The organism is Chamaesiphon sp. (assembly GCF_041737865.1).
GTDB lineage: Bacteria > Cyanobacteriota > Cyanobacteriia > Cyanobacteriales > Chamaesiphonaceae > Chamaesiphon.
This window is the reverse complement of sequence record NZ_JBGSQZ010000179.1, coordinates 24475-31258: the sequence shown is the minus strand read 5'-3', so window position 1 is coordinate 31258 and position 6784 is coordinate 24475. Positions and strand designations below refer to the sequence as shown.

The following is a 6784-nucleotide window of genomic DNA, read 5'->3' as shown; positions in this document are numbered from 1 at the left end:
GACCATTAGTCCCAGAATTACCAATTGTTGCGTCGTCGATCCACCTACCGCCCCCAACCGTACCAACTTAGTCAGCACTGCATTGTTCTGAATTGCGGGATTATTGCACACAGCAATTGCCGTATCGAGTACAAATCCAACTCCACAAATAATGTAGGCATCCACCATCGAGAACACTCCTGATGTCCGAATTTGATGCTTGATCATCCGCTCTTGAATGTCGTCATCAGGATCTAGGCTCGTGCGTTGCTTGGCAGCTCTGCGCCGAGTCAGAATCTTCTCTAATGCCTCTCGATTGCCTCGGACAATTCGGGGATAAAGTTCGGCAAAGTTAACAGCGAGAAACAGCGCAAACGCCACGGCATTCAACATGATGTCACCGATTAACTTCGCATAATCATTAAAAATCCCCCATCGGAACAAGTCAGCAAAACTCCGCCCAAACAAGAAGAATTTTACAGTGCCCACAAAAGCAGGCATTCCCACCCAGACTAAAAAGAGTGCGAAGATGAAACAGAAGAAGATCATCACTTTATTGACGATCGATAGTCCATCAACTACTCCCAAGCGATCGACGATCCACGGAATTAATTTCCAGGCGATCGAGCCAATGACGATCGCGACAACAACAGCAACAACAATTCCAATCATTTTGCTCTCTCTTGAGTCTTGATTTTTACAGAACCGCTATACACCCGCATGGCAAACTCTTTGACATCTTTCGGCTGACCTGCTGAAATAACCTGAGTCAACTTTCCCCCCTTAACAACTCCAAATTCACCTTTGCGCGAGCAAACCCGCGTTCCGTCAGCAGCATCAACGATCGTGCCGTTCTTTAAGTCGGCATATTTAGTCCGATCGGTCGCGTCAAGAGCAATATTACAACCCTCTTCAATCTTGGCTTTGGCTGCATCACGATCGATTTCATCATGCAGACTTTGATACTCGATTGCTCTAGCTCTGTCTCTGAGTGACTGATTTTCACTATTTGTCTTGAGAATACTGGGGAAATTCAGTAGTGTGGTAATCGTGAAGCCAGCCATGAGGAAGCAATTGACAGGATTTTTCTTAACGTAGTGCTTGATGTCCATGATTTTAATAGCTCGGTCTTGCCTAGAAATTAATTGGGACTGATAGATCGACGATATTTGGCTTCGGAGCAACCAATGATAATGGATGTGTTGGTTTGGTCGGATGTTCAGTGGCTACCTCATCCTGCTTGAGCAATTTCAAGGCTCTCAGTGCCCGTTCGCCATGAAATTGCAACAAGTGAGAGAACACTTCACTAGTCGTCGCATGAGGACTTAATTCGGCGGCAATTGCCGAAGCAAGCGGTACGTGTTCTTGGTACAACACCCCCCTAGTCGAAAGCGGTTTAGTGTTGGTCATCGTACATACTCCATCCCCAGCAAGGCGACCAATTGGGGATCGATGAAACAATCGTCATTACTTGGGGGTAAAAAGAACCGCCCACCCGTGCGAATCTCATAACTTTTAAGCAGCGGCGCAGAACCGCCCACCATCATAAAATTGCCCAAATTCGGCGCAGCTAGCCACGCATCTTTAATCGACGCGCTAATTTCATTAATCCACTCATCCACACATTCCCCGAAAATCTGGCGAAAGTTAGCTTTGTCTCGCACCATGAAACTCCGATCCTCGATCGCATCCATCACTATACTGATATCTAAAGCTGTACTAATCTGCTGTTTGACATAAGGATGCTTGACGATTTTTTTCGCCAGTGCAATCGTCCCCAAGTCATTCTGGAAGCTGATGTCCAACTTGTTGCCATCGGGATCGAACGCGAAGGCATGAATATTTAACCCCCCAACATCTAACACTCCGTTGGAATAACTCAGATCTTGATACAGCCCCCGCTCTACGGCGTACCAGTAGGCTCCCACTGCCTCGTCAACTGTCTTCACCGACTCGATCGTCACTAGGCACTGGATACCGTTACAGACGTACTCATGCGTCCCAATTAAATTATGCAGAATTTGCTTGCGATCGCCAGATAACAATAGCGGCGTGGCAATACAGAGTTCGCGAATATAGGTAGCTGGACGCGGAGTGAGGGACGCTAGCAAGAAATACTTGAGCAAGTCTACCTTGTCATAGCTAAAAGTATTCTGCCCCGATCTCATCTGTGCTAGTCGCCCGACAACGCAGCTCTTGGACTTCCCGCCAAACTCCCTGAAGGTTGCCACCGGAGATTCAAACGTACCTTTAGGTAAATCGCCTTTTACCCAGGCAATACAAGAACGGCGAACGACAGGAACGTCGATACCTTCTTTGATTTTCCCAGCTCGGTTGCCACCATCAAAATAGACTCGATCGATAATATGTTGATTATTCATCTTTAAAATTTGTGAGTACCACAGCTTGAAACTGGTTATTCGGGCTGGGGCAATTACTGTTGTCTTCTTTGTCGATCGATCTACTTAGGCTTGTTTGCCGTATATACTCGACACTTACTCTGGCGATCGTAAATAGTCCCAGCTAATTTCCATACCTCGCCATACCGATAACTCCGCGTGGGTTGAGCTGTAATTTTCTGATATAGATCGGCTTTGACAAACGCCGATTCAACGCCATTGCGTAACGCTTGACAAGCTTCACCCTCGATCGCCGCTAAGTAGCTGCGAGTAATTAATGGTGCTACTACCTTTGGCTGGTTTGCTTTCGGCTGTGGCACGTAAAGATTCAATTCGGTTGGACTAGGCAACGTGCAAGTTGGCAACGCGCTGGCGGGACTGGTAAATCCTAGTAATACTATCGAGGCTAAAGTAGCAATTCTCATGATAAAATTTGGTGTCCTTATTGATTATTAATGGGGATAAGGCAAAAGCAGTCGCAATCTGTCCAAGGGGAGCGACTGCTTTTGTCGTGTCAGTCTATGTCAATCTATGTCAGAAGGTATAGTTCCACTTTATCCACTACCTCCACTCAGGTGCATCCGTAAATATACGGATTTATAGCGATGATGTTGGCAATCGCTTATAATTTTAAGGAGAATAGACACGATCGGAACTAATGGCAAAAAACGCTCGGCTGCGGGTTGAGATAGAGTATGGGATTAAGCCTCATTTCAAGGCAAAATGCGCGATTGCCACTCCTAAGATCTCAACATCCAAGCAAACGGAAGCCCTGATGCAATCGTGGATCGCATCAGACAGCCAAGCTTTAACTAATCAGGCAAGGATTGCAACTGGATGTAATGAGATCCAAGAAGAATTAGACATTGAGATTGACGAACGAGTTAAGGCTCAATTTGCTAGTAAGTGTGCGATTGAGACAGTAACTATGGGCAGAATGTTGGAGGTTTTAATTATCAATTGGCTCGATTCCTAATTGGATTGAAATTCAATTGTTCCTGACTTCCAAACACCAACAACTTGAGCAATCGGAATTTTTGCACAAGACTGATAATTAGCTAGTTTTGGATGTCTGGTTCCAGTTTGCTCTAAGTAAGTTTTTCCCAGTTCGATTTCGATTGCCCCTGTAGTTTTTTTCATCACTAGGATATCGCTAGTGGCTAACTGAAGAGTACTACTAGCGCAACTTACTCTCAATCCAAAATATTCCCCAACCCATATTAATGTAAGGTCGGGAATTTGGAGATTGAGGTTACTTAAAATAACCTGATTTTGAGCTTCGACTCTACCGACGATCGGCACACCGAAACCCCACAAAGGCAGCGGCTTGAGGTATTCAATTTCATCTTGCCAATAAATTTCTCGTCTAAGTTTAAGTCGAGTGAGGACTCTTTTAACCGATTTAACACTTGTACCCCTGCTTATACCCAGCAAATTCAAAGATGGCGGTTGTCCAACTTCAGCAAGATAATCTTTAATATATGTGAGGAGATTGAGATCTTCTACTTTGAGCTGCGAGTAATTTAGTCTGCTTGTTTCTATTGTGGAATACATATTTTAATTAAGAGTACCTATTAAGATTATAGCAGTTTAAAACTAAAAATAAAATTTCTAAGTCTTATTTAATGTGCTCAAAAAATGATATTTACCTAAGCAAAATGGGCATAATAATAGATAGAAACTAATTAAATTTTATTGCTTTTATGTCAAGTTCAGTCCAGCTTTATTTAGCAAGAATTAATAAGATCCCATTACTGACTCAGGAGCAAGAAGTGTTGTATGGAAAACAAATTCAGCAAATGCTCGTTCTCGTCAAGTCGAAAGAACAAATTCAGGATCTAGATCTCCAACAGTGGGCAGACATACATCAGATGACGATCGAGCAGCTTCGCCACAATATTTTAATTGGCGAACGAGCAAAAAATATCTTTATTCAATCCAATTTGCGGTTGGTAGTGTATGTTGCCCAACAATATATCCGACAAACCACCCACCTCGAACTACTCGATTTGATTCAGGAGGGCAGTATCGGACTAAATAAAGCTGTCGAGAAATTTAACCCAGCACTAGGATATCGTTTTTCAACTTATGCTTACTGGTGGATTCGCCAGAGCATCAATCAATCAATCTCGGAAAAAGGGCGTGAGATTCGATTGCCAACTCACCTGCGTGAAAAATCCAATCGGATTCGGAAAACTCAAACACATCTAACTCAAAGTTTAGGGAGAAGTCCCAGCACAACTGAAGTTGCCGCAGCTTGTGACATGAAATCTGGAGATCTACGTCAAATTTCCACTTGGATGCAGCAACCATACTCCCTAGACGTAAGGATTGGCGATAAAGAGGAAGCTAGTTTTGGTGACTTTATTGAATATTTAGGGATCGATCCTGAAACCTATGTCGATCGTCAACTGCTCCATGATAGTGTCCTCAAATTATTAACAGTCCTCAATCCCTCACAGCAACAAGTAATTATGTTGCGCTTTGGTTTAGACGACGGCAATCCCTTGACACTGGCTGAAGTTGGCAAGATTATGAATCTCAGCCGAGAGCGAGTGCGAAAAATTCAAGATAAAGCAATATCAATACTTCGCGAACAACGACAAAATATCAACTGGGAAAATAATTAGCTTAAATAAGTTAAAATAGAGCTATATTCTCACCCATAACTGTACGATGAAGCCACTCACAAATAGTCGGAGATCGATCTTTTTAGAGGTTGCTAATGCCAAGGAGGGAATTACTAAATCAAAGCTGTGCCAGCATAGCGTGTATCGCGGTGGTAGCATCAATCGAATTCCACATCATCTCGTCGGGTTGCAAGAAGAAGGATACATAAAAGTGACCAGAAGTTGTCGAAAAGAATACTTGTTTAATATTTCAAAAAAAGGTGCGAGAATGCTAGCAATACTACAACCTTAGATTAATAAGTAGGGTGGCAAGTGTTGAAAAATTGTCTCGAATAAAACAAATATTTTATAATCATCGACTGAACCCAATCGTGAGAAAATCATCGAACTAGTAATCTCACCAAACTTACTAGTGTATTCTAAGGCAGTTAAATCTAAAGCAGGGATGACATCGTAAGCGTCTGGCTGAGTAAGTTTCTGGAGAGTTTCTAGGCTGAGTCGCGCTCTTAAATCTTCCCAGAAGACATTATTGAATTCTTGACTTTGAAGATAGATCCGCTTGACTTGTGGATACTTCTGCGCGAGTGCTTCGACTTCTGAGATCGTGCGATCGCAAAGCCTGACAATTGGTGGTAACAGATACCAAATGTAAATTTTTGACTTTGTATTAGCTGCGTATCGCGCTAGAAATTCACGAATTTTGCCGATATTCATCCCACTAATTACTGGAAACTGAGTATCGGCAATGAAGCCATTGAGCTGCCACGTTTCTAATCGATCGAATTGATGAGCTGCTGTAGGGCAACCATACACAGTAAAAATCGATCGCAACGCTCGATCGATTAATTCTGCGCCGAAACCTTCAGAAATTAAGTGAATTGTGCTCATCTAGTCTACATACCCAGTTTCTTTTAAAGCTTCAATGTTATGATTTAACCAATCTTCAAGATCTCCACGACTAAATTTATCCACTTTCGTCCCAGCAATAATCTCTCGGTAGGGCACTCCATTACCAATTTCATCGATAATTGGCGGCATCGCTTCTAATTCAGAAATAGCCGTTCGAGAAAACCGCTTTTCTTTAAGCATTACCGATAGCTCCTTAGAAAGTCGGAACACTTCCCAGTTGGGAATTACACTAGTAATCCCCTGATTAAAAACGGCAACATGCTTGATATGGGGGTATTTCTCGATAAATTTAGCAAACATCTTCTGAGAATCTTCACAACCAGGGATGCACCACCAATTAATCATGTCGAAAGTGCGATCGTCTTTTGAGAGCAGTCGATCGATCCGATTAGAATCTAACAGAAATTCAAAGCTGTCATTGGCAGGTAAAGAAACGATTACGTCTTGTTGGTAAGTATCGATAATTTCTAAAAATCGCTTGCCCAGATAGCGTAATTTTGGGTCGTCGGAGAAAATAATTTGCTGAGAAAGTAAGCCCGCCGCCCCCTCATTAGTCTCACCCTCTTGTTCGAGATTATCTAAAAAAGTTTTTCTTGACATCTTGCCAGATGCTGGTTTTAGCCGCGATTCCCACTGAGCTACGATTTCTTTATCGTACAGCCGCGCCACATTATAATTAACATCATCAGCATCTATTAGAGTAAATTTTTTGCCCAACTGGTGATAGGCTTCGCACTGTATCCGCGCTCCGGTTGTTTTGCCAATGCCGCCAATTTTGCCATTCCAGATATGCACTCTGGGTAATCTGTTGCCTGTAGCTGCGTTCATATTCTGTTCGGGGTTAGTTTCAGTCATATCGATTTTAGT

11 protein-coding genes are annotated in these 6784 nt (G+C 42.9%); 3 read left to right on the top strand and 8 right to left on the bottom strand.

What is annotated here, in order from left to right:
* From ACEW9J_RS13640 to ACEW9J_RS13620, 5 genes are all read right to left on the bottom strand, one after another.
* Nucleotides 1-651, bottom strand: a 651-nt coding sequence (locus tag ACEW9J_RS13640) for a hypothetical protein (RefSeq protein ID WP_373545663.1), incomplete at its 3' end; no start/stop codon positions are given.
* Complete coding sequence (locus ACEW9J_RS13635; protein ID WP_373545662.1) at nt 648-1091, bottom strand: hypothetical protein; 444 nt, start codon at nt 1089-1091, stop codon at nt 648-650. The genes ACEW9J_RS13640 and ACEW9J_RS13635, both read right to left, overlap by 4 nt.
* 22 nt (nt 1092-1113) lie before the next feature.
* Nucleotides 1114-1389 (bottom strand): hypothetical protein, encoded by a 276-nt coding sequence (locus tag ACEW9J_RS13630; RefSeq protein WP_373545661.1) that lies wholly within the window; start codon nt 1387-1389, stop codon nt 1114-1116.
* Entirely contained in the window at nt 1386-2360 is a 975-nt protein-coding gene (locus ACEW9J_RS13625; RefSeq protein WP_373545660.1) for a ParM/StbA family protein, read from the bottom strand. Before ACEW9J_RS13625 ends, ACEW9J_RS13630 begins: the two co-directional genes overlap by 4 nt.
* A gap of 80 nt (nt 2361-2440) precedes the next feature.
* Complete coding sequence (locus tag ACEW9J_RS13620) at nt 2441-2803, bottom strand: hypothetical protein (protein WP_373545659.1); 363 nt, start codon at nt 2801-2803, stop codon at nt 2441-2443.
* Nucleotides 2804-3036: 233 nt separating this feature from the next.
* On the opposite strand from ACEW9J_RS13620, the gene ACEW9J_RS13615 reads away from it, so the two are divergent.
* The gene (locus ACEW9J_RS13615) at nt 3037-3354 is read left to right on the top strand and encodes a hypothetical protein (RefSeq protein ID WP_373545658.1); all 318 of its coding nucleotides are present in this window, start codon (nt 3037-3039) and stop codon (nt 3352-3354) included.
* Here the strand turns inward: ACEW9J_RS13615 and ACEW9J_RS13610 are convergent.
* Nucleotides 3351-3932: a hypothetical protein gene (locus ACEW9J_RS13610; protein WP_373545657.1), complete on the bottom strand. Its 582-nt coding sequence runs from the start codon at nt 3930-3932 to the stop codon at nt 3351-3353. The two genes, ACEW9J_RS13615 and ACEW9J_RS13610, sit on opposite strands and share 4 nt — an antisense overlap.
* 149 nt (nt 3933-4081) lie before the next feature.
* On the opposite strand from ACEW9J_RS13610, the gene ACEW9J_RS13605 reads away from it, so the two are divergent.
* Together ACEW9J_RS13605 and ACEW9J_RS13600 are read left to right on the top strand one after the other, a co-directional pair.
* Nucleotides 4082-5008, top strand: a complete 927-nt coding sequence (locus ACEW9J_RS13605) for a sigma-70 family RNA polymerase sigma factor (protein ID WP_373545656.1) — start codon at nt 4082-4084, stop codon at nt 5006-5008.
* A gap of 46 nt (nt 5009-5054) precedes the next feature.
* A complete protein-coding gene (locus tag ACEW9J_RS13600; RefSeq protein ID WP_373545655.1) occupies nt 5055-5300 on the top strand; it encodes a hypothetical protein in 246 nt (81 codons plus the stop codon).
* Here the strand turns inward: ACEW9J_RS13600 and ACEW9J_RS13595 are convergent.
* Together ACEW9J_RS13595 and ACEW9J_RS13590 are read right to left on the bottom strand one after the other, a co-directional pair.
* Entirely contained in the window at nt 5297-5896 is a 600-nt protein-coding gene (locus ACEW9J_RS13595) for a hypothetical protein (protein ID WP_373545654.1), read from the bottom strand. The two genes, ACEW9J_RS13600 and ACEW9J_RS13595, sit on opposite strands and share 4 nt — an antisense overlap.
* Entirely contained in the window at nt 5897-6772 is an 876-nt protein-coding gene (locus ACEW9J_RS13590; protein ID WP_373545653.1) for a hypothetical protein, read from the bottom strand.
* Nucleotides 6773-6784 lie beyond the last annotated feature (12 nt).

What these genes read in the sequence shown, in the direction of transcription:
- ACEW9J_RS13620 (WP_373545659.1), bottom strand. Translation starts at nt 2,803, where the DNA reads ATGAGAATTGCTACTTTAGCCTCGATAGTATTACTAGGATTTACCAGT.
- ACEW9J_RS13630 (WP_373545661.1), bottom strand. Translation starts at nt 1,389, where the DNA reads ATGACCAACACTAAACCGCTTTCGACTAGGGGGGTGTTGTACCAAGAA.
- ACEW9J_RS13600 (WP_373545655.1), top strand. Translation starts at nt 5,055, where the DNA reads ATGAAGCCACTCACAAATAGTCGGAGATCGATCTTTTTAGAGGTTGCT.
- ACEW9J_RS13610 (WP_373545657.1), bottom strand. Translation starts at nt 3,932, where the DNA reads ATGTATTCCACAATAGAAACAAGCAGACTAAATTACTCGCAGCTCAAA.
- ACEW9J_RS13615 (WP_373545658.1), top strand. Translation starts at nt 3,037, where the DNA reads ATGGCAAAAAACGCTCGGCTGCGGGTTGAGATAGAGTATGGGATTAAG.
- ACEW9J_RS13635 (WP_373545662.1), bottom strand. Translation starts at nt 1,091, where the DNA reads ATGGACATCAAGCACTACGTTAAGAAAAATCCTGTCAATTGCTTCCTC.
- ACEW9J_RS13590 (WP_373545653.1), bottom strand. Translation starts at nt 6,772, where the DNA reads ATGACTGAAACTAACCCCGAACAGAATATGAACGCAGCTACAGGCAAC.
- ACEW9J_RS13625 (WP_373545660.1), bottom strand. Translation starts at nt 2,360, where the DNA reads ATGAATAATCAACATATTATCGATCGAGTCTATTTTGATGGTGGCAAC.
- ACEW9J_RS13605 (WP_373545656.1), top strand. Translation starts at nt 4,082, where the DNA reads ATGTCAAGTTCAGTCCAGCTTTATTTAGCAAGAATTAATAAGATCCCA.
- ACEW9J_RS13595 (WP_373545654.1), bottom strand. Translation starts at nt 5,896, where the DNA reads ATGAGCACAATTCACTTAATTTCTGAAGGTTTCGGCGCAGAATTAATC.